Source organism: Hydrogenimonas urashimensis, assembly GCF_016593255.1.
In the GTDB taxonomy this organism is placed as follows: Bacteria; Campylobacterota; Campylobacteria; order Campylobacterales; family Hydrogenimonadaceae; genus Hydrogenimonas; species Hydrogenimonas urashimensis.
In genome coordinates this window covers 1,582,501-1,603,752 of the sequence record NZ_AP023212.1, presented here as the reverse complement: position 1 = coordinate 1,603,752, position 21,252 = coordinate 1,582,501, and the positions used below count along the sequence as shown (strand labels likewise).

The 21,252-nt window shown below is 52.1% G+C and carries 20 protein-coding genes and 2 rRNA genes (1 of these 22 only partly in view); 6 read left to right on the top strand and 16 right to left on the bottom strand.

Translation table 11 applies throughout. The annotated features are described in order from the left end of the window. Positions 1–46 precede the first annotated feature (46 nt). From JMG82_RS08225 to JMG82_RS08200, 6 genes are all read right to left on the bottom strand, one after another. Complete coding sequence (locus tag JMG82_RS08225) at positions 47–1,669, bottom strand: cation:proton antiporter (RefSeq protein WP_201352219.1); 1,623 nt, start codon at positions 1,667–1,669, stop codon at positions 47–49. A gap of 107 nt (positions 1,670–1,776) precedes the next feature. Beyond that, positions 1,777–2,169, bottom strand: a complete 393-nt coding sequence (locus tag JMG82_RS08220; RefSeq protein WP_201352218.1) for a DUF6858 family protein — start codon at positions 2,167–2,169, stop codon at positions 1,777–1,779. Positions 2,170–2,180: 11 nt separating this feature from the next. Continuing rightward, positions 2,181–3,347: an NAD(P)/FAD-dependent oxidoreductase gene (locus tag JMG82_RS08215; RefSeq protein WP_201352217.1), complete on the bottom strand. Its 1,167-nt coding sequence runs from the start codon at positions 3,345–3,347 to the stop codon at positions 2,181–2,183. Between the two features lie 19 nt (positions 3,348–3,366). Further along, positions 3,367–3,717: a NifB/NifX family molybdenum-iron cluster-binding protein gene (locus JMG82_RS08210; RefSeq protein WP_201352216.1), complete on the bottom strand. Its 351-nt coding sequence runs from the start codon at positions 3,715–3,717 to the stop codon at positions 3,367–3,369. Position 3,718: 1 nt separating this feature from the next. Next, entirely contained in the window at positions 3,719–5,179 is a 1,461-nt protein-coding gene (gene ccoG, locus JMG82_RS08205) for a cytochrome c oxidase accessory protein CcoG (protein WP_201352215.1), read from the bottom strand. Continuing rightward, complete coding sequence (locus JMG82_RS08200; RefSeq protein WP_201352214.1) at positions 5,179–5,865, bottom strand: recombinase family protein; 687 nt, start codon at positions 5,863–5,865, stop codon at positions 5,179–5,181. The genes ccoG and JMG82_RS08200 overlap by 1 nt, the downstream gene beginning before the upstream one ends. A gap of 213 nt (positions 5,866–6,078) precedes the next feature. Between JMG82_RS08200 and moaC the strand changes: the two genes are divergently transcribed. From moaC to JMG82_RS08185, 3 genes are read left to right on the top strand one after another with little or no spacing between them, the layout of a single operon-like run. Continuing rightward, positions 6,079–6,516 (top strand): cyclic pyranopterin monophosphate synthase MoaC, encoded by a 438-nt coding sequence (gene moaC, locus JMG82_RS08195; protein ID WP_201354314.1) that lies wholly within the window; start codon positions 6,079–6,081, stop codon positions 6,514–6,516. Next, positions 6,491–6,760, top strand: coding sequence for an HP0495 family protein (locus JMG82_RS08190; RefSeq protein WP_201352213.1), 270 nt, complete (start codon positions 6,491–6,493; stop codon positions 6,758–6,760). The genes moaC and JMG82_RS08190 overlap by 26 nt, the downstream gene beginning before the upstream one ends. Positions 6,761–6,771: 11 nt before the next feature. Next, entirely contained in the window at positions 6,772–7,878 is a 1,107-nt protein-coding gene (locus JMG82_RS08185) for a DUF6781 family protein (RefSeq protein WP_201352212.1), read from the top strand. A gap of 160 nt (positions 7,879–8,038) precedes the next feature. Here JMG82_RS08185 and JMG82_RS08180 read toward each other — a convergent pair whose 3' ends face one another. The 7 genes from JMG82_RS08180 to JMG82_RS08150 all read right to left on the bottom strand — a co-directional run bounded on the left by JMG82_RS08180 (position 8,039) and on the right by JMG82_RS08150 (position 16,561). Next, positions 8,039–9,118, bottom strand: coding sequence for a 4Fe-4S binding protein (locus tag JMG82_RS08180; protein ID WP_201352211.1), 1,080 nt, complete (start codon positions 9,116–9,118; stop codon positions 8,039–8,041). Next, positions 9,111–9,686, bottom strand: coding sequence for a TorD/DmsD family molecular chaperone (locus JMG82_RS08175; RefSeq protein WP_201352210.1), 576 nt, complete (start codon positions 9,684–9,686; stop codon positions 9,111–9,113). Before JMG82_RS08175 ends, JMG82_RS08180 begins: the two co-directional genes overlap by 8 nt. A gap of 176 nt (positions 9,687–9,862) precedes the next feature. Further along, positions 9,863–10,267, bottom strand: coding sequence for a hypothetical protein (locus JMG82_RS08170; RefSeq protein WP_201352209.1), 405 nt, complete (start codon positions 10,265–10,267; stop codon positions 9,863–9,865). Then, complete coding sequence (locus JMG82_RS08165) at positions 10,264–11,469, bottom strand: ethylbenzene dehydrogenase-related protein (RefSeq protein ID WP_201352208.1); 1,206 nt, start codon at positions 11,467–11,469, stop codon at positions 10,264–10,266. Before JMG82_RS08165 ends, JMG82_RS08170 begins: the two co-directional genes overlap by 4 nt. Continuing rightward, the gene (locus JMG82_RS08160; RefSeq protein WP_201352207.1) at positions 11,462–12,562 is read right to left on the bottom strand and encodes a 4Fe-4S dicluster domain-containing protein; all 1,101 of its coding nucleotides are present in this window, start codon (positions 12,560–12,562) and stop codon (positions 11,462–11,464) included. The genes JMG82_RS08165 and JMG82_RS08160 overlap by 8 nt, the downstream gene beginning before the upstream one ends. A gap of 14 nt (positions 12,563–12,576) precedes the next feature. Next, positions 12,577–15,471: a molybdopterin-dependent oxidoreductase gene (locus tag JMG82_RS08155; protein ID WP_201352206.1), complete on the bottom strand. Its 2,895-nt coding sequence runs from the start codon at positions 15,469–15,471 to the stop codon at positions 12,577–12,579. Between the two features lie 10 nt (positions 15,472–15,481). Beyond that, complete coding sequence (locus JMG82_RS08150; RefSeq protein WP_201352205.1) at positions 15,482–16,561, bottom strand: sulfurtransferase; 1,080 nt, start codon at positions 16,559–16,561, stop codon at positions 15,482–15,484. Positions 16,562–16,899: 338 nt separating this feature from the next. On the opposite strand from JMG82_RS08150, the gene JMG82_RS08145 reads away from it, so the two are divergent. From JMG82_RS08145 to JMG82_RS08135, 3 genes are read left to right on the top strand one after another with little or no spacing between them, the layout of a single operon-like run. Continuing rightward, complete coding sequence (locus JMG82_RS08145; RefSeq protein WP_201352204.1) at positions 16,900–17,481, top strand: HEAT repeat domain-containing protein; 582 nt, start codon at positions 16,900–16,902, stop codon at positions 17,479–17,481. Beyond that, entirely contained in the window at positions 17,478–17,855 is a 378-nt protein-coding gene (locus JMG82_RS08140; protein WP_201352203.1) for a hypothetical protein, read from the top strand. The genes JMG82_RS08145 and JMG82_RS08140 overlap by 4 nt, the downstream gene beginning before the upstream one ends. Then, positions 17,848–18,873 carry an Mrp/NBP35 family ATP-binding protein gene (locus JMG82_RS08135; RefSeq protein ID WP_201352202.1) on the top strand — a complete coding sequence of 342 codons (1,026 nt, stop codon included), beginning with the start codon at positions 17,848–17,850 and terminating at the stop codon, positions 18,871–18,873. The genes JMG82_RS08140 and JMG82_RS08135 overlap by 8 nt, the downstream gene beginning before the upstream one ends. Positions 18,874–18,954: 81 nt before the next feature. Here JMG82_RS08135 and JMG82_RS08130 read toward each other — a convergent pair whose 3' ends face one another. From JMG82_RS08130 to JMG82_RS08120, 3 genes are all read right to left on the bottom strand, one after another. Next, positions 18,955–20,484 carry a DUF3373 family protein gene (locus JMG82_RS08130; RefSeq protein ID WP_201352201.1) on the bottom strand — a complete coding sequence of 510 codons (1,530 nt, stop codon included), beginning with the start codon at positions 20,482–20,484 and terminating at the stop codon, positions 18,955–18,957. Positions 20,485–20,742: 258 nt separating this feature from the next. Beyond that, a 5S ribosomal RNA gene (gene rrf / locus JMG82_RS08125) occupies positions 20,743–20,858 on the bottom strand. Between the two features lie 273 nt (positions 20,859–21,131). Continuing rightward, positions 21,132–21,252: ribosomal RNA gene (locus JMG82_RS08120) — 23S ribosomal RNA — on the bottom strand (it continues 2,770 nt past the right edge of the window).

Genomic DNA, 21,252 nt, shown 5'->3' with positions numbered 1-21,252 from the left:
TTGGAGATGACGTTTTGCTTTTTGCGTAACGTCAGTTTCACCTTTCTCAGCGCTTTGCGTGAATTCCGAGTCTGCAGCGCATCGCCTCCGCCACGAGCAGTCGCGCCATCTCTTCGCTTTCGATGACTACATGATCGACATTGAGCCCCACCACGAGTTCGGCTTCGGAGCGGGTCTTCGCCTTGGCGACCACATTGGCCTCGGGGGCGACGGCATCCAGCGCTTCGCATATGAGCCGCAGATGCTTGGCGTTATCCACGGCGACGATGACGGCGCTTGCCTCGGCGGCATTGAAATGCCTGAGCGTTCCCTCGTTGGCCGCATTGGCGAAAAAGATCGGTTCTCCTGCTCTCTGCCCCTCTTCCATTCTATGGATATCGTGTTCGAGCACCAGATAGCTGGCCTGCTGCCGCTTCAGCTCGGCGCACACCTTCCGGCCCAGCGGCCCGTACCCGCAGACGATGACATGGTTGTGAAATCCCGCCGACTCCGGTGGCCGGAAATCGGGCTCCGGTTCGGGGGAGAAACGGTCGGCGATATCGCGGATACGGGCGAGTATGAAGACCGATGCCACCATCGAAACGATGATGGCGCTCAGCATGATCTGGGTGATGCGCGCATCCAGCAGGCCGTTCGCCTGCGCCAGGGCGAAAACCGCCAAAGCGAATTCACCCACCTGCGCCAGAGCGAGCGCTGTTTTCAGAGCGACACGAGACCGCGTGAAAAAGCGCAGAAAAAGATAGACTGTCGCGAACTTCAATGCCATGACGGCAACTGCGACCCCAAGTATCCAGCCGATATTCTTCGCGACCACCGGCAGGTCGATCTGCATGCCGACGGTGACGAAGAAGAGCCCCAGCAGAAGATCGCGGAAAGGCACCAGCTCCGCCTCGATCTTGTATTTATAGTGGGTTTCGGCCAGCATCATACCGGCCAAAAACGCCCCCAAAGAGTAGCTGAACCCGAAAAAGTGCGCCAGTTGCGCCGCGCCGATGACGATGAGCAAAATGGCGCTCAAAAAGATTTCGGTAGAATTGGCCCGGGCGATCTGTGCCAGCACCCACTCCAAAAGATATTTGCCCACGAGATAGATAACGATGGCGACGGCGACGGCGTCGATGAACGTCTGCCAGAGCATTCCGCCCAAATCGCTGCTTCGGGATGAAAAAATGGTGATCATCAGCAGAATGGGAATGACGGCCATATCCTGGAAAATCAGTATGCCCACCGCTTTTCTTCCGAAAGGAGCGTGCATCTGCCCCGACTCTCCCAGCATTTTCAGGACGATCGCCGTCGAGGATAGGCCCAGCGCCAACCCGGTGATGATAGCGCCCTTAAAAGAGAGTCCCCCAAGGTTGTATGCGAAAAAACCGAATATCAGGGCACTCAGAAGCAGCTGAAGCGTACCGTAAAGAAAAACCTCCCGCTTCATCCTGATCAGATGGCGATAGGAGAACTCTAGGCCGATGGTGAACATCAAAAAGACGATTCCGAACTCCGCGATATGGTGCAGTTGCTCGGTGAAATCGCGATGCAGGTCGAAAAATGCCGTAACGGCGATACCGGTCATGATGTAACCGATCACCGTCGGAACATTGAAGCGTTTTAAAAAAAGGTTGATGACGACCGAAAGAAAAGTCGCCAGAAGTATAATCGGCAAATAGTGCATAAAGAGATTATATCAAAGGTGACCGCGAAGCACCCGCAAAGATACACGCATGCCACCGAGCGGCGGCATGCTTACATAGAGAAGCCAACCAAATCCCGGGGAAGGGCTCAGGCGTTTTTGAGCGCTTTACTCCATACCTCCATCGCTTCGTTCGCCTGCGGATTGGGCGCCTCCATGAAAATGACGACAAACCTGTCGCCCAGGTCACTCACTCCGATCGATCGCGGCCGCACCGCCATCACTTCCGGTGTCGGCAGCTCTTTGCCGAAACAGAAGACGATATTCTTCGCTGCTTTGATGTTTTTGTCGATGCTGCCCTCCGCCAGGGCGGCAGTATGGGCGTAATGATCGAATGTGGCGATATAGGTCGCCACTGGATGGGCCTCGATCTTCTTTCTGAAAAATGCGATAATCTCGTCCACGCTTTTGCATGTGGTTTCACTCTTGTCGAGAATGAGTTCGAAAATCGGATATTTTTCCTTGAATACTTTTTGTTTCATACGCCCTTTCCTTACAGTCCCGGAATACGGGGAATTTTTTCCAGTTTGGAGTTTTTGCAATACCATCCCCAGCCCTTTTTGAGCCAATGGCCTACAAGCGGCATCGGAATCATCAGGCCGCGATGGTCGTCGCGGTAGACGAAGGCCGCCCCGTCGCCGCTGTCCATGACGCAAAGGATGTTAAGATGGTCCAGATACCCTTGCATCTCGCCCTCTCCCGACTCTTTGACCTTGATGTTGTGGGCCGTGTTGCGCGCCATCACCTCGGCGATATGCCCCTGCTTGGCACGCCAGTCGGGACCCTCGATGGCGGCGGAGTCACCTACCGCCCAGACATTGTCGAAACCTTCGGCCCGGCAGTAGTTGTCGATTTTCACGAATCCCGCCTCCGTTAGCGGCAGATCGGAATTCTGAAAAACCGGATGCCCCGCGTTGGCGGGGATGAACATTGTAAAATCGCTCTCGAGTTTGCTCTCGTCCTCGAAAACGATTCCGTCCTCCTCGAACCGCTTGATCTTTTTGCCGAAATGTTTGGCGATATCGAGTTTCGAGAAGAAAACGTCCATCATCTTCAGCGCCTGAGGGCCGAGTCGGGCTCCCGGTGTCTCCATCGGCGCGAAAAAGGTGAGTTCGAAATTTTGGCGGATGCCCTTTTTCTTCAGCATGTGATGGACATTGAAGAGCATCTCGAAAGCGGGCCCACCCCGCACACCGGTAGAGTCTTTCGGGTTGCCGCCGAATCCCATCGCGATCTTTCCACCCCCCCTTTCAACCAGTGCATCCAGTTTCTGGCGCATCAAAAGCGCCTGCCTGGGTTCTCCACAGATGCTCAGCGTATGTTCGATGCCCTCGTGTTTGACCTTGCTCGCACCGATGGCGACCACTAGCTCGTCATAGTCGTCGATCACCTGATGTTCCAGCTCCACCCGGTTCTCTTTGGCGCGGATCGCTTCGACCCGGTCCTTGACGAATTTGAACCCGTGTACTCTCGAGAGTTCGTTCATATCGATCGTGACATCCCCGAAGTCGGCCTTGTGCACCGGCACCCAGATCGATGTGGGGTAGATGTAGAAGTAATCCCGCTCGCTAACAAGCGTCACCCTGTAGTTCTCTTTCCGCAGAAAAATCGCCGCTTCCAATCCCGCGAAACCGCCTCCTAGAACCAATACGTGTTTCACTGTCACCTCCTCATTTCCTCTAATGATGCATAAACCGCATCACATTGTCCGTATCGATCTCCTCGCATTGACCGTTTTTGAGTTTTTCGATCGCTTCAGACACAACTATACGCCCTTCACCAGGATAATGGAGGCGCACCCCCGCATTTTTCAAAATCATGAAGGGATTCCCCCCGATATGCTGGGTGATGATCGTATCAACACCGTTATCGATCAGCCATACTACCGTTTTGGGCCCGCCGGCATAGGGATTTTCGCGTATCTCGACCGTGCCGCCTTCATCGGCGAAGGCGAACCATTTCGCTTTGCCGAAAACGGTCGTCAACGGCGGGTTTTCCCGGTTCATCTTCACCGGCATCGCGATCAGCATCTCACTTGGCCTTTTTCAATTTTTTCTGAGCGATATCCCACCGGGGATAGACGAAGACGGTATGCCGTTCGACAACGATCTTTTCGGGGTCGTCGACCGCGAAAGCTTTGATCGTGATCGGCACCGGGGTGTCTTTGCGCGTATCTTTGGCCAGCGGCTCGACCGCTTCGAGCTGGACGATCTTCTTGGCCTTTTTGCCGGCCAGCAGTTTGAAGGGCTTGCGCGGCTTGACGATCCGTATTTTGTCGTTGTCCACCACTTTGAAGTAGTAGCTGTGATCCTTGCTGTCGGTGTTTTGGAACAGGAAGGTGTAATCGTTGACGATCCGTCCGTCGTGGGTGAACCGGTAGAGCTGGGCCGTTTTGTTGATGTTGAGCAGCATATGCTCTTTTTTGGTCCCCATGACCAGCAGCGCCACGAAAACGATGGTCAGGGCCACGGCGTAGGCGATGGTACGGGGCCTGAGCCAGTGGGTCTTCTCTCCCTTTTCGATCTCTCGGGGGCTGGTCCAGCGCACGAGGCTCTCTTTACCCAGCGCCCCCATCACTTTGGTGCAGGCGTCGACGCACTCGAGGCAGTTGATGCACTCCAACTGCATTCCCTGTCGTATATCGATATGGGTCGGGCAGACTTTGACGCAGCTTTCGCAGGCGGTGCATTCGGCTTCGGGCTCTCTTTCGTGGAGCTCTTTGACGCTGTGGATCAGTTTTTTGCTGTCCTGGCCTTCGTGGTCGTAGATGTGCCCGCCCCGTCTGACATCGTAGATCGCCATGACCGTATCGTCGTCGTACATGACCGACTGCACGCGGCTGTAGGGGCAGATGTAGATGCAGAAGTTCTCTTTGAGCCACACCACATCGACGACGAGGAAGAGGGTCACGCCGAGCCAGAAGCCGATGAGCACGGGGTGCTCACCGGGATTTTGGATATACTGGAAGAAATCCTCCGGCGGCACGAAGTACCACAGGAAGTCGGCGGCGGCGATGAGGGCCAGCACGGTCCACAGGGCGATGGCGATCCCCTCTTTGGCTTTGTTCTCGGCCTTGGAGAAGTCGGGCTCTTGCTGTTTGTTCGTGATCCGCTTTCTTAAATGCAGCAGTTTGGTCTCGAACAGGTCTCTGTAGATGACCCGAAAGATTGTCTGCGGGCAGGCCCAGCCGCACCACACTCTTCCGCCCAGGGTCGTCATGAAGAAGATCCCCAGAAAGAGCAGCATCAGCAGAAAGGGCATCAGGTAGAGCTCTTGCATATCGAACCGCACGAACAGGAAATGCAGCTGCTTGTGGTCGAAATTGAGCAGGAAGAAGTGGTTGCCGTTGATCCGTATAAACGGCAGCACCAGCGATATCACCGTCACGATACCAAACAGCCAGTACCGCTTGTACCGGTACGGTACCCACCCCTTCAGGTACTCTTTGGCCCGGTTCTTTTTCGGTGCTGTCGCACCGCTTGTAGCTTGCATCAGTTAACTCCTTTTTGTTTGATAGTGTTGTTGTTCCGATCCTCCTGTTCGAATGGACAGATCAGGATTTCGTCGCTGATGATATCCGTCTCCAGAGGACGTCCGATCTCGACAAAAGTGTTTTCCACCAGCTCTTTGAGCGAGCGAGATTCGATATAGTCTTTGAGCGAACTTCGGCTAACACCCAGTTCGCGCGCGATCGCGCTGACGCTCTGCCCATCTTTGAGCATCTGAAGAATTTTCGGTTGCAGCGTGTCGAATTTCGATCTCGACTTGCTTCCCTTTGGCCGTCCGACGCCGCTTCGACGGTCATGGGACTCCTCCCGCAGCTCGTTCAATAGCGGCATCACGTATCCGATCGGCGTCTCTTTGGTAATCAGAATGCCCCGGCTTGCCACATACAGATTGATTTTCCGGCTCATCGTGCAACAGAGGATCTTGACAAGCTCCTCCACCCGATTGCTGAGTGTCCAGATCTCGTCGATGATCAGGTTGTCCCCCTCTTCCATCGAATGCATGAACTCCTCGAACTGCTTCCGCTCTTCGATGGGGCGGTTCTTGCTGGAGTGTTCGACCACCTCCTTGTCGATCTCAAGCCCCTGTCCAAGTGCGTAGCCGATGACATCTTTCTGCTGCAGCGTCAGATTTTTTGTGCCCGGGATCTGTCGCAAATAGGCATATGTCATAAGCTTCCTTGAATTTTTTCATAATCTTACATGATTTTGACGATAAAAGTCAATTAAATGATTATTAAATCGTCATTCTACACTGTATTTGCGTCACTCTCTTTATTTATTCGTCAGCAGTTATGATAAAATAAAAAACAAAATAGATATAACCAAAGGACGGAGAACGTGGATGCCAATCTGACACACCTCGATGAGAACGATCGTCCGAAGATGGTCGATGTGGGCTCGAAAGAGCCGACCCGCCGGATCGCCGTGGCGAGCGGCATGATCAAAATGAGTAAAGAGGCATACGAAGCCGTCGTCAGCAACAGAACGAAAAAGGGGCCTGTCTTCCAGACGGCCGTCATCGCGGCCATCATGGGAACCAAAAAGACACCGGAACTCATTCCGATGTGCCACCCGCTTCTTCTAACAGGAATAGACTGCGACATCGAAGAGTTGCCAAATTTGCCGGGTTTCAAACTTTACGTCACTGCAAAACTGTCGGGAAAGACCGGTGTGGAGATGGAAGCGCTGACGGGTGTGAGCATCGGTCTGCTCACGATCTACGACATGGTCAAGGCGATCGACAAGGGGATGCAGATACTCAACATCCAGCTCGAGTCCAAAGAAGGAGGCAAGAGTGGAAATTATCAACGCAATGGATAGAAAGGTCGAAATAGTCTATCCCTGCGAATGGAAATACAAAGTGATCGGCCATCGGAAGGAAGAGATTCTCGAAGCGGTCAAATCGGTCATGGGCGAACGCCCCCATACCTGTACATTTTCCAAAACGTCGAAGAAGGGGAGCTATTACAGCTACGAAGTCAAGACCATCGTCCATAACGAGGATGACCGAACGGAGATTTTTCGCCAGCTCAAAACGCACAATGATCTGAGAATGGTTCTTTAGAAAGGGAAGAGATGGAACTTGAAATAACACTCTATTACGAAAAGGCCCTTCGCTCCGGCAAAGATGAAGAGGCGGCGTTGAAGGAGGGCATCGCGAAAGCGATCGAAACGGCGGTGCATACCCATCCCGGCATGTCCCCCCAAAGCCTGAGCGAATCGATAGCGGCGTCGCTGCATAGGGAATTGACGCAGATGGGAGCGGCACGGGAGGAGATACTGCAGTACGCCTTCGAAACACTCGTCGATACGGTACAGAAACCGAAAGAGAAGGAGATTGAACGACTCATCGTCGAAATCGACCGCCTGCAGCGCCATCTGAGCACCGAAGAGGAGGAGTTGCAGCGAAGTCTGCGCGAGCTCTTCAACGGTATCGAAACAGCAGGAGCAAAGCTGGTGTCTCATGATCGGAAAATCTGGCAGGAAGCGCTTGAAAATACGGAACTGGAGCATGTCGAAGGGCTCGGTATTCTCAATGAAACGGTCGAAGCGGCACTCGTCGCGGCACTGGAAGAGGCCGAAACGGTCGAAAGCTCCATTCGGGAAGTGATTCGCCAGATTACCCACAAAGCCCTCAGCGAAGGACTCTTGAGCGCGGCACGCATCCGCGCCATTCTTGGCACCATTCTCATGAAAGCGTCCGAACTGGCCGAAGCGACCCCCACCAATGCCGAAACGATCATCCGAGGGACCGTCTACGGTATCAACGACGCTCTCATCGCCACTGTCCGCCAACTCAAGGAGCAGTTGCAGTTCGCCCCCGAAGAGATTCGGCTGGGCCATGTGACCAACTGGGACGAGCTGGTCGCCATGCTCTCGCGAAGCGACGAACTCTACCGTGAAATCATCGACCATGTCGCATCCAAAAGTTCCCCTTTTATCGGCAAAATCCTCAAAGAGTCTGCCGACATCCTGGGTGACCAGTTCGCCGAACTCAAGCGCATCAGCGCAGAAACGATAGATGTGGCCAAACAGAAGATGGCGACGCTGGCCAAAGAGGCCGCCCTCAAAGGTGCGGAGATCAAAGACCAATTGACGGCCGAAGCGAAAAAATTGGGGACCAAAGCGTGGAAAAAAGCTCTGGAGATGGCCGAAGCCTATAAGAAAAAGGGTGGAAAGTAACTAAAAGAACCGGCGATACCCAGTAAAAATGAGCCGGAAGAGGAGGGGAAAGCCTGGCTAGAGGCGATAGAGGGCGCAGACGGCAGCTCATTCTGAAAATCACCACAAAGGCACAGCCCCCTTTCGGTTGAGTGCGAAAAATAGAAAGTTTTGAGAGCCTCTACTCCAGGTCTTTGGCCATCGTAAAGAGGTCGGAGAAATTTTCTTTGAACTCTTTGCACCTATCACACACCTTCTCGCCGCCGTGATAGGAAAATGCCACCTTGCACTCTTCGCATATCTCCAGCCGATGTTTCACCAAAATCTGCATTCTATCGAATGCGAAATCGACGAGGTCAAAGCTGTTGTCGTCGGTGATCGATCGGGGCTGACAGACGTCGTTGCATATGCCGCAGGCGATGCATTTGCCCATTTGAAACAGGATGCCGGTATTGTCCTTCAGAATCGAAAGCGCATCGGTGGGGCAGAACATGGCGCACTCCTGGCAGTTGTTGCAGCTTATCGCGTCGATCTTCTTGCCCACCACAAAAGAGAACGCAGCTTCCCGCGTCGTCTCTTTTGGGAAACTCTCCGAAACTTTTTTAAGAGCGTTTTTCAAAAGAATGCGCTTCAGCGGCTGTTTTTCATCGTTCAGATGGATCAACTCCCTCATCCCATCCTCTTCACCCGCCTCTTTCACCGCATTGGCAAGTTTTTTAAAAAGCATCCGGCGTCCGGCATCGGGCGCGTTCTCCTGGGCTTCGTGACGCATCGAAACTAGGCGTTCAAAACCAAACATTTCCAAAAACCTGTTGGCTTCGGCGATGGAGGCTTCGATGGAGGCAAGCACTTTGCCATCCTTGTTGACGGAACACTCCGCGCAATGGGACAGGTCGCACTCCACTCCACCCTCTTTGCGAAGCGCGATGGCGATAAAATGTTCGCTCGAAAGTGCCGAGAGACAGGGGACATTCTCCTTGCATGAGATGAGCGGCTTCTGCTGCGAGGCAAACTCCAGAGAGAACCGGTTGGGGTCGAAAACCTCGCTGGCGAGCGCTTCGGTCGGACAGCTTCCCACACAGGCGGCACAAGCCGTACATCTCTCGGTATCGAGAGTCAGTTTTTTCCGGTCGAAAACCATCGCCTCTTCGGGACACAGATCGATGCAGATAGTGCACTCGTTTTTTGCATAGTCGCTGCGCAGGCACTTGAAGTAGTCGAACTTGAAAAGATTTCCTTCGGTCATTGCCTCGTTACGCATCGACCTCTCCTACCTCATCGACCAGCTGGGAATAGTCCGACAGCAGAAATTCGATCGTGAAATCACACAGATCCCGGTAAAAAGGTGTATCTGCCATTGGCTTGACCGCAACAAGGAAGGGGACGATCCACTGTACCAGATGTTTATGCAGAAACTCCGCTTGCGCTTTTTTGTCACCGGCACTGATCATGCTCTGCATGAAGCCAAATTCGATGCCGGCGTGGTCGGGCACGTAGAGCTTGGAACTCTCCAGATTCAAATCGTACCCATGGCTGAAATAAAACTGCATCACGGGGTTTTGCAATCCTACGAGAATCTCGTTTTTGCTGTCCATCACGGCCGATTCGATCGGGTGGTTGTTGATCCCAAAAAGCGAGTTGTAGTCCACATTGAGAGCCTCCGCCAGTGCCACTTCGTCGGTGGTGCGGAACCATTCGTGCGTCTCTTCGCCGATGGTCTCCAGCAATGATTCGCTGTTTCTGAGGTCTTCGAGTGCCTTGGCGTCGAGCTCCTCTGTAAAAACACGGGATAAAAAAGCGTAGATATAGAGTCTTGTTTTGTCGTCCATATGAAAATTCCTTGAGAAAATCGTAGAAAATGATAGCAGAAAAAAAGGACAATCACCTATCTGTTTTTTGACAATTTGTATTCCGCTTCATCAAACGGATTGGTCATTGCCCGCATTCCAAATCCCGGGAAGGGATTTGGTACAAATATTGTTTTTCTCCCCGAAGGGCGGAAAAATTAGAGGCATCCTTTGAAGAAGGATTTTTTCGGAGGAGGAGGGGCCTTGAACTCTTTAACATGAATGAGATTTCTCTTCTTGTCATAGCTGCCGATCAGTGTCACTTCGTTGCGGTTCATCGCCTCGTCGAGTTCGCTTCGCTTGAGATTGCCCAGGTCCACCCGGTAGTATTTGCCGTCGTCATGAACGTAAAGTACCATCTCCTCTTTGATTTTGTCTCCGAATTTCCACTTTTCATAACAACCCTCATAGCCGCATACCGCCGTTTCGAGACGGCAATCCTTGAACATGTCGTTCTGCACACACCATTTGGTCGTCAGAAAACCTTTCTTTTCGAACCCTTCGTTCCCGGCCATGGCTGCCGCCAGGCCGAAACCGAGCAGCATTATCAGAAGCTTTTTCATTTTTCCACCTCCACTTTGAGGGTTTTCAGGTAAGCGACCATATCGTCCAGGCTCTTGTCATCCAGAGGATAGGGCGGCATTGTGGATTGTCGCTTGCCGTCCACCACATTGTACCACGGCGTGTTGGGATGGGCGTTGCGATTGTATCCGGGAACGATGACCGCATTGGGATCGACGATCGATTCACGGATATAGGCCGCCGTCGCCTGGCCGCCGACATTGTTGAGATTGGGTGCCATGAAGCCCGGCATACTCATGCCCGGAATATAGTGGCATCCCATACAGCCGTTTTGCATCACAAGGTTTTTGCCGTTTTCGGCATTCCCTTTCGGTTTTGCCGTCAACTCCTCGACCAAGGCGTCACCGCCCGTCTGGCCCTCCAGTTTCACCGGAACCCATCCGGAAAGCAGCTTCAGGCCGTCCCGGTTCATTCGGGCTCCGTCCCATGTTGCAAAAGCGACGGGGAAAGCGCCCCCTTTGTCCAGATGCAGATAGACATCGTTCAACGGTCTAATCAGCGTTCCCTTCCAGTGCTTGTTGCCGTATTTCATATCGGCATCGAACTTCTCGCTGCTGTCTTTGATTTCGGTCATCGAGCGGAAGCCTTCGGAAACGAAGGATCGCTGATAATCTTTGACGGCCAGCGATGCCACTTTGTCCTGATACGCTCCGGCATCCTTCCCGAAGGCGTTTTTGCTCAGCACATTCTGCTGCATTCCGACATCGCCCTTTCCATTGGGTTCGAAGATCGGTTGTACCGCTTTTTGCAAATGAATCACGACAGGCCGTCCTTCGCTTCCCATTCCGATATAGGGAAGCTTTTTCGGATCATCGAAATTGACGGGGAGCTGAACCGCGAATCCGTCGCCATAGACATCGGAGCGGTACCCCTGCTGGATGCTGCGGGTACCGTCGGGCCACTCCAGTAAAAAGGCGATGTTTTTGCTGTCGTAAATCGCCTTGACCGTGGCAGTTTTGCCTTTGATCCGCTTGTTCATCAGATTCGCACGAAGATCGTTCATCTGAATCGTCGACTGCGGATAGAGATCCACCTCTGTGCCCTTGACATAATCCCACGCCTTCGATGTCGGTGTCAAATGGGTGACATCCCGGCTAGTTTTTTGTGCGACGATGGCATTCTGGGCAGATACCACCGTAGCGGCAACCGCCACAGCCACGGCTGCAGATAATAGCTTATTCATATTCCACCACCTTAAACTTGTATTTGTTCTCGGTATTTTTACCCGCCATGTACCGGTTGTCGATCGGTGCGAGGGAAAGTCCCTGCTTCTTCGCGATACCCTGATAGTAGTTCTGATCGAGTCGGAACATATCTTCGTGTTTGTAAGCGATAAGCAGATCCATCAACTCGCTCTTTCCCGTCTTCTTGCGTTTCTCTTTTTCGGCACGCAGTGTTTTCATCGCCTGATGCACCTCTTTGCCGAAGAGTTTTTCGAGCTCCTCGATCGGCACACGGTTGCTGCCCGGGATGATGCGCCCCTCGGCATCGAATTTCGGCGGTGCCTCCGTCGGCGGCACGTAGTAAACGTTGGGCTGAGTTCCGTAGTCGCTGCGCAGCGGAAGGGCCACTTTGTATTTGTGGACCAGTTTGTAAACCTGCCCCTCTTCGTCGTCGAGGAATCCGACGAAACGGATACGGCCGACACACTGCTGGGCACAAGCCGGCGGCAGACCCTTCTCAACCCGCGGGAAGCAGAGGATGCACTTTTCGCTCTTGCTGATTTTCGGGTTGAAGTAGATCTTTTTATAAGGGCATCCCGCGATACAGTAACGGTATCCCTGACAGCGATCCAGGTCGACCAGCACGACACCGTCCTGCTCCCGTTTGAATATCGCGTCACGGGGACAGGCACTCAAACATCCCGGATTTGTACAGTGGTTGCATATTCTGGGAATATAGAAGAAGTAGTTGTCGTTCGGGAAGTTCCCTTCTCCCTCGTCTTCGTCCCAGTTTGGCCCCCATGTCGGCTCCACATTCGGCTTGAGCTGTGCTCCGAACTGCAATTCGTCGTGGTTGTAGTCCCACGGCACACCGTAATCGGCTTCGATGTTGGGGACGATGCCGGCCTGCAGGTCGCCCGCTGCGTCGAATCCGCCGCCAAGCTCCATCCAGTTCTTCGGATAACCGGACCCCGGATAGGTCTCGACGTTGTTCCAATACATGTATTCGCGGCCGTTACGGTTGGTCCATTGCGTTTTACATGCGACGGTACAGGTCTGGCATCCGATACATTTGTTCAAATCCATTACCATTGCTAATTGTCGTTTAGACATACTGCTCTCCTACCTTACACATTTGCTTTTTCAAAGTCGATCGCACCATCGTACGCATACTGGTTGCCATCCCAGAGGCCGCCGAATTTCAGGTGGCCCCATCCATCTGCCATCTCGAGCAGGTTGAGTGCCGTCGGGACGACCTCGTTGTGACCCTTCTTGAATTTGTACATATAGGGCTCCCAGCCGTGCTCCATAACCAGACCGTCCGGTGGGCAGGAGCTGGAGACTTTCGCCATGGCGTAAAACTCGCCAAGATTGTTGAAGACGCGAATCGTATCGCCATCTTTGATTCCCTTCTTCTCGGCCACCACGCGGTTGACCTGAACATAGGGAACACCCCGCTGTAGACGCTGCAGGATGCGGCTCTGTTTGTAGTTGGAGTGGATCGACCAGCGTGCGTGGGGTGTCATCAGGACGAACGGATATCTTCCGCCAACCGGCCGGATGCCCTCCATGCCCGTGTTGGTTGCCGCACCCAGTTTGATGAACATCGGATGGTCGACATAGAATGTCTGGCGACCGCTGATCGTTTCGAGACGCTCGAACTTGTAGAGTGTATTTTCGAACGTGTAATAGGGTCGGTCCGCATAAAGAGGCGACAATTTGCCCGCTTTTTCGTTCAGCTGCAGGAAGCCGCCCGCCTTGTACATCTTCTCCATCGTCCACGGTTCGTACTGTTCACATTTTTCGAGTGCCGCCTGCACCGCAAGTTTGTCGGTACCCAGATAGGGTTCTGCCGCCGCTTCGGACTCCTCATCTGTATTGGTGTACTCTTTGTGGAAATTGGCCAGGTCGCGGAATCCCGTCCGGCAGTAGGCCTTGCTGTCGGGCACTTTCGCTTTGTCTTTGTTTTCGGGTCGGTTGGCCACCTCTTCGAGCTTCTTGGCAAGCAGTGCGAACATGCTCCACTCGTCTTTCGCTTCGCCCACAGGTTTCATATTGGCAATCGGCTGTGCCAGGTTGGTGAAACGGTGGTAACCCGGTGACGTACGCAGGTCGTAAACTTCGTAATGCGACTTGGCCGGCAACAGAATATCCGCATAAACCGCTGCTTCCGACATACGGAAATCGACGTAGGCGAAAAACTTGGTCTTCTTCAGGAAGGCTTCACGGTATTTGCTACCCTTGTTGCGGCGGAATTTGGAATCTGCCACGATAAGAGCAACTTCGGGCTGCCACCAGGGTTTGACCACGTTGCCATGATGCGATTCGAGATTTCCTTTGTTGTTTTCACCCTCTTTCAGGAGGCTTTGAACGATCTCCATATAATCTTTCTTGCTCATGCCGTTTTGGGCGCGTCGGACATCTTCGTCGCTGAAATACTGATCGAACGTCTTGAGGCCGTCGCCGAAAACAAACTCGCCGACGAAACCGGAACCGAATCGCGGCTTGTATTTGCCGCCGAAGCCGCTGAGCGCACCCAGACCGCTGAGGCTGAATTCGTTTTCCGTGTTGAGACCGCCATAGGGCCCCATCCGTCCGGTAAGGCCGCAGATGGAAGAGATGTTCCAGATCGTCATCATGCCGTTGAAATACTTGTTGAGCGAGAAACCGGTGGTAATGGTGACCACTTTGGGCTTCGCGATGTCGTGAGCCAATTCACGGACAATGTCAGGATGCACACCGGTAATGTGCTTCGTCCTCTCGGGAGAGAAGCGTGCCGCCGATTTTTTCAGCATTTCAAAAACCGTCGTAACCTTGACCGTCTCGCCGTTGGCCAGCTTGACGCTCCATGTTCCTTCAAGTTCCGGATCGATTCCAAACTCTTCGATACGCAGCGTCTTGTGCTCGCTTCCTTCGGTACCGGGCATTAAAACCGGCTTGCCTGTTTTGGCATTGATCGCGTAGAACTCTTCCTCGAACTTCTCTTCCTCCTCCTCGTTTTTGGCATGTTCCATATCGGAGCGACGAAGCAGTTTCTGGTTGTCCAGACGCACGAGGAACGGCAGGTCGGTGAAAATCTTCATGAAGCCCGGCTTGTAGAGCTTCTCTTTGAGGATTACGTTGATAACGCTCATGGCAAGGATGTTGTCGCTTCCTGCCTTGACCGGGATCCAGAGGTCTGCCGATTTGGCCGATGCGTTGAACTCCGGCGTGATGATGATGACTTTCGCGCCGTTGTATTTACCCTCCCAGACGAAGTGGGCATCGGGGATGCGGGAAACCGACGGATTGCCGCCCCAGAAGATGGAGGTGTCCACATTGTACATGAAGTCGTAGGTTCCGCCGACGTTGCCTTCGCCGTAGGCGACAGCCGCACCGGAGAACATGTCTCCCAGGTAGGAAGCGGGGTAGATGCGTACCGCACCCAGTTGCGTGGAGAATCGCAGCGGCGCACCGCGGCGTCCTTCGGTAAGAAGTCCCGTACCGGCATGAACCATCAGCTTGTCGGGACCGCGATCGGGATCGGTCATGACCTCGAAAATCTTTTCGGCCACTTCCGTCGCCGCCTCGTCCCAGCTAATACGCTTCCATTTGCCTTCGCCACGCTCGCCGACACGCTTCATCGGATAGAGAATGCGGTCTTTCTCGTACATGATTTGGGAGTGCTGGACACCCTTGTTGCATCCCCGGGGGTTGAAGTCGGGAATCTTCGCATTGATGGAAGGGTAGCGGGCCGATTGGTTCTCCCGGGTTACGACACCGTTGTGTGACCAAACTTCCCAGGCACAGTTGCCCTGGCAGTTGACACAGTGATAGGCGAATCCTGTATCCTCTTTCTTGCCACGGGTAAAGCTGAACTCGTTGCGATACATCTCTTCGGTATAGGTCGTGTTGGGATAGTTGCTTTTGCCGTTTTCCACAGAAATGACACCCGTTTTCGCAAACAGGCTTCCCTGTGACGCGACCAAAGCCGCCGTCACCCCTGAAAATTTAAGAAAATCTCGTCGTTTGTTGTTTACCATTTTCTCTCCCTTAGCGTCGAATCGGCAGATTCATATTGTTGCCCCAGGTATCCCATGCGCCGGAATAGACTTTGACATTTTTGTAACCGAGAAGTTCGAGCGCAGTAATGATTTCCGACCCCCGTCCCGCGCCTACCTGGCAGTAAGCGTAAACTGTCTTGTCGGGCGTCACGCCATTGCTTTCAAACATCTTTTTAAGCTCCTCTTTTGTGCGGAAGCTCTTTTTGCGGTCGAAATCGGTAACTTTTTTCCATTCGATGAACTTGGCACCGGGGATATGCCCCCCACGGGCGACATTGTCCATTTTGCGCTCCCCGATGATCTCGATCATGCTCCTGGTATCGATGATGACGTACTTGCTTTTGTTGCCATTTTTGAGGATATCCTGCATGGCGCGATAGACCTCTTCGGTCGTCGCAAGCATTTCGGGCCGGATTTTGCTCTTTTCAATCTTGTAGTGGGTATGCTCCCAGTGCGGTTCTTTGCCGCGCTGCACCAACAGTTTCGGCTCAAGCTGCTTCATCTGGGCTTTCAGCTCTTTGACTTTCGCTTTCAATTCGGCAGCTTTGGCCTTGTCTCCCGCTTTTTTCGCTTTTCGGGCTGCCCGTTTCAGCTTTCGGCTTTTCATCTTCAAATCGTTGTAGATCTTCTGGTTCGGGTCGAGCGCCTTGATGCCGTCCTGACCACCGTCGAGCACATAAACCTTTTCGTGACCGAACGATTTGAAAAAGCTGTAGACACCGGTGGCATTGGGACCGCGCCAATTGTCATAGGCGATGATCACATCACTGTTTTTGATCCCTTTGCTGCTGATATAGTGCTCAGCGTGTTCGGGACACTGATACAGCGGCTCGCAATGGAGGTTGCCCATGATGTCCGCATGGTGCAGATGGTGGGCATACATCTCCCGCGCTCCTTTGATGTGACCGCCCTCATAGGCCGTTTCGCTGTCGCCGCAGACAAATACATAGCCCGGTTTGCCGATGAGCTTGATCGCTTCCTCGGGCTGAATCGTGATCTTTTCGGCCCCCATCACGACAGAGGCAGAAAAGAGAGACGCAAAACAAAGCGTCTTGAACCACTGCTTCATTACCACTCCTTATAAGATTGTTTAACACGGCGAATAGCCGATATTTCGGAATTTTCCGATACATTCTCATTGTAGGCGCCGTGCTCTTAATCGTAACTGAAAACAAAAAAAATCCCATTTTTTTTCACTTCTATTCATCATAAAACGGTATCGGGGGGGCTTTTGTGCAATTTTCATGATGAACCTTGCAATTTTTTTTGACGAAATTATAAAAAGTTATTTTTGTATTCGCCTTCGTGCCTCTTTTGAAGCGGTTGTGGGTAAAATTATTGACGCCATTTCTCTCTTTCTGATACCATAAAGTTCGTAATCTACCAGAACCAAAGGGCATACAAAATATGAAACGAAACAAAGATGAAGCTATCGAACGTCTCGAAGACAAAACAGCACCTCTTGAAGAGGTAAAAGAGATTTTTGAAGCCTACAGGGATGATATGGAGGTTGTCGGCCAAGTGGCCATGAATCTGAGCCTGCGCACCTCCGTCTATGACCGGGAAAAAGAGGGAAGCCCTCTCATGGTCGAACTTCTCGTCGAACTCTCAAAAGTCGAAGACATGGGCAGCCGCTGGGCGGTTGCGAAAAACCCCCACACTCCCGCGGAAGTCCTCGCAAAACTCGCCGGTGACGAGGTCAATCTCGTCCGGGCACTTGTCGCCACCAATCCGAATACGCCGGCAACGGTACTGCAGTCACTGTTTGGCGACGAAAAGATTGTCCGCGACGGACTCTCGGGTAACCCGACCACGCCGCCGAAACTCCTGAAGATTCTTGCCGACGATTCGGATAGAATGGTGCGCATGCGCATTGCCGAAAACCCCTCCGCGCCCATCGAACTTCTTGAAAAGCTGATGAACGACACCGATGAAAACGTGGCCAAGGCGGCCCGGACGAATCTTGAGAAAAGAGAGGTGGCAGAATGAAGCACCCACGGTATAACGATCCTCTTCCTCCCGCCTACGAGGGAGTCGAGCGTCAGTTGATGGCGCTCTTCTACTCCGGCGTCTATATCACCAACGCCGACATCGTAAAGGTCGGAAAGAGTCTCGGCCTGCAACTGCCTCTGAAAGAGCGGACAGCCCTTTTGAAGCAGATTATGCAGCATGCCTACGACAACGACATGAAGCCAGCCATGTTGCAGGCATTCATCCAGCTGCTTCAGGAGCGGATAAAGAGCTATCAGACGTTGGCGCAGGCGTTTCCGACCGCAGCGCCGCTTATCCAGACATGGATACAGAAAGCCCGCTCCACTGCAATGCTTCTGCAGCGGGAGATGAGGAGCAATCCCTATGAATAAAGAAGAGATACTCAATGCTCTGGAAAACGTCCAGTACCCGGGCCTTGACAAATCGATCGTCGATCTGAAAATTGTCGAGAGCATCGAAACGGAAGGGAACCGGCCCGCCATCACTCTCTCGATGCATAACGACGAAGCTTACGAAATTTTGCTCCGCCGTATCACCGATCTCTTCGGCGGTACCGTAGAGGTCAGGCGCAAAGCGATGGCGAAGAAAAAAGATATAAATTACGGTCACACCGCCAACCCCAACAACCGCGCCCCCTATGCCAAGCGTGTTATCGCCGTCACCAGCGGCAAAGGCGGTGTGGGCAAGAGCACCGTTTCGGTCAACCTGGCCATAGCTCTGGCCCAGAAAGGATTCACGGTGGGTCTTTTGGATGCCGATGTCTACGGCCCCAACATACCCCGCATGACCCAAACCGCCGACGAAAAGCTCCGCTGGGGAGATAATGACAAGATCATCCCCTCCGAAAATTTCGGCATCAAAATCATGAGCGTCGGACTAACAACCCCCACGCCCGACACCCCGCTGGTATGGCGAAGCTCTGTCGCCGTCAGTGCTCTCATACAGTTTTTGGAAGATGTCGACTGGGGCGAGCTCGATTTTCTGGTCATCGACATGCCGCCTGGCACCGGCGACATTCAGCTGACGATGGCGCAGGAACTGCCCATTACCGCCGGTGTCATCGTCACGACACCCCAACCGGTGGCCCTGGATGATGTCAGCCGCGCCATCATGATGTTCAAGGACATCAAAGTCCCCATCGGCGGACTGGTGGAGAACATGAGCTTTTTTATCGCCCCCGACACGGGCAACCGCTACGATATCTTTGGATCAGGCGGTGGAGAAGAGACGGCACGCCGATACAATATCCCTTTTCTTGGACAAATCCCTCTGGATATGCAAATTCGCCAGCAATCCGATGAAGGCACACCCTCGGTAGCAATGGGAGATGAAAAGCTGAAAACCTACTACAAAAATATCGTTGAAAATTTACTCAGACAGGTACTTTAAAGAGTCAAGAAGCACTCTGTAGATTTCGTTTATGGAAGAGAGCGCCCCCTGAAAAGGGGCGCAGTGACACAAAGAGGTCTTTTAGTAACGATAGCGAACGTATACTCGAAGATCTTGCGCTTTTTCAACGGAAACCATGCCCATCGCTTCAGCATCGCTTTGGTCTATCGGTGCCCCCGCTTCCCCGAAGAAGCCCTGGCTGCCTGTATAGTCGTAATCCATATAAGTATATCGCACTTGTGCCGTCAGTGTCTTTCCAATCAGCTCCTGGTTATACCAGATTTCGTAAGCGTCACCGCGTGTAGCAAGTTTGCTTCCTGCAAGCGTATCTTCCGCATAGGTAAAGCTTCTCCAGTATTCGCTTCCGTGGTTATATTCCAGCCCGATTCGTCCACCGTCTATAAACATCACCGGGAAATTGGTACCTACGTAAATAGAATTTCCTGTCTCATTGTCATTACTGCCGAGCATGGCATTATCAACCAATGTATCCATCGTCGGATTTGTGCCGGTTACATCGATCATGCTAGCGTTGTGTGATCCTCCTGGTCGCGTTTTGCTCCAGGCAAAACTCACAAAGAAATTCGTTTCATCCAGAAAGTCGTTGATGCCATCCCCGATACCTTCGGCAAGCAGGCTTATCGCAGCTCCATCCATATCACCACCCTGCTTAAACTCCATCGTTTGAGGATTCGGACCAATGGGTGCTCCTGTCAGGCCATTGTAGTAATACTCTGTTCCATACATTCCTGGCAAATTGAAAGCTCTAAACCATGTTGTATGCACAGAATATTGCCCGTCATCATAAGGAACAAATATAAAACCGGCCAGATCAGTATGATCCCAGCCGTCAAGCTTTGTATAGTTAACTCCATCGACCTGAACGGCGTATCGAGAGTTGGCATTGGTCATACCGCGTCCCATACAGAGCTTGAAATACATACCAGGAATATCGGTAACATTGCTCAGATCGAACTTGAAACTGGCACCGTCAAATTCAGTATTGATAATGTGTCCAATCGGAGATTTGGGGTTTTGGTCTTCACGATAATTCACCAGCAAACCATCTGTAGCAGGTCGGCGTCCTATACTGGCGGTCCAGGGTACATTGGCACCAAACAATTTATCCCCAAAGTAGATGAAATACGCCTCTTTGACACGAACCGTGCCATCATTGGGAGTTTCATTGACAACCCAGTCGAAATAGTTGAATCCCATAGCGGGACTTGGCAATTGTCCATACATTTTATAGTAACTCAATGTTCCTATAAACGACAGATTCTGTGTCGGTGCATACTTCATTCCAAGCCAGAGACGATTGGTAAAGATCTGATTCGCATCAGAACTTCCGTCATTATATTCATAGTGGATGTAATCGAAAGCACTTCGGAAATCCACATTCCATTTGATGTTGTCGTTCAAGGCTGCAGATTTAAGCTCGCTGATCTGCTTCTTCAGCCTCTTGGCTTTCAAACCTTTCGTCTGCTTTTTCAGTGCCTGAACTTCTTTTTTTAGTGCTTCGAGTTCTGCTCGAAGATCATCGTCGGACGCTGCAAAGGACATTGTTGCCGCAATTGCTGCCGCTGTGGACATCGCAATCAACTTTTTCATTCTCACTCCTTCTTGTTTCTATGGTTTCCCATACTTACAGTCTTGTAGTACTGTATTAACGACAATTATATGTGTATTATCTTTAAATGGAACTTAGATTAACGAAAAGTAAACGGATAATTTTTAATTATATTTTTGTCTTATGCGAACCATTCGTTATCTATAAGAAATATCTATATTTTTAGAAGAAAGTGTCAATTTATTGTTTATTCTTTTTTTGCAGCAGTTAGAAAGATTGAAGAAGAGAAGAAACCTCCAGCCCGGCACCGACCTACCTTCCCACACCCGAGGGGTGCAGTATTATCAGCGCAGAGGGGCTTGACTTCCAGGTTCGGGATGGAGCTGGGTATGACCCCCTCGCTGTAGGCACCGGACAAAGAGGTGAAAGACAACTTCGTGAAGTTGGCTTTCACCTCTTTGTTTCCAAGTGGCTCGAGGAAACAGTATTTTTCAACTAAAAACTAACAACTAACAACTAAAAGTTTAGGAAAATCGCTTCGCTCTTTTATTTCTAAATAATTGACTGCGAAGCAGTTCACCCGAGTTTTTAGTTTTTAACTTTTAGTTTTTAGGTGTTCATTCAGCAGTCTGCCCAATTTTGCCCACAGCCTCGTGCAACACTCAACAAGGCGGCAGCACGCGTAGAAAAAAGCAAGTCAAACGGTCTATTAGTACCGGTCAGCTAAATGCATTGCTGCACTTACACCTCCGGCCTATCAACGTCGTAGTCTTCGACGGACCTTCAGGGAGCGTTCATCTTGGAGTTGG